The organism is Gilvimarinus gilvus, from assembly GCF_030518155.1.
Taxonomy (GTDB): domain Bacteria; phylum Pseudomonadota; class Gammaproteobacteria; order Pseudomonadales; family Cellvibrionaceae; genus Gilvimarinus; species Gilvimarinus gilvus.
Map to the genome: position 1 here is coordinate 1 of NZ_JAULRU010000376.1, position 586 is coordinate 586.

Consider the following 586-nt stretch of genomic DNA (forward strand, 5'->3'; position numbering starts at 1 on the left):
AGACACCACGATCATGAACTTCCGGCACTTGCTGGAGAAGCATCAGCTCGCACCGGCAATCCTTGCGGTCATCAATGGTTATCTGCAGGAAAAAGGCCTGTCGCTGCGCCAAGGCACCATCGTCGATGCCACCATTATTCATGCCCCCAGCTCGACCAAAAATAAAGAAGGCAAGCGTGATCCCGAGATGCACCAGACCAAGAAAGGCGGTCAGTATTTCTTCGGGATGAAGGCGCACATCGGTGCCGATGTCGAGTCCGGCCTGGTGCATCACGTCCATGGCACCGCTGCCAATGTGGCCGATGTCACGCAGGTGGCTGAACTGCTGCATGGCGAAGAAAACGCCGTGTATGCAGATGCCGGTTACACCGGTGTCGAAAGGCGCGAAGAGCATGAAAATCGGGGGGTGATCTGGCAGATTGCAGCGCGTCGCAGCACCTATTCCAAGCTGAACCAGCGCAGCGTACTGTACAAAGCCAAGCGCAAGATCGAGTTCTGCAAGGCTCAGACACGGGCCAAGGTCGAGCATCCGTTTCGCGTGATCAAGCGGCAGTTTGGTTACGTGAAAGTACGTTTTCGTGGGCTG

Annotated in this window: 1 pseudogene; it reads left to right on the forward strand. The window is 56.1% G+C overall.

Annotated features, from left to right (window positions below):
- Positions 1 to 586, forward strand: a pseudogene (locus QWI17_RS06585) (IS5-like element ISPa41 family transposase); the annotation flags it as partial.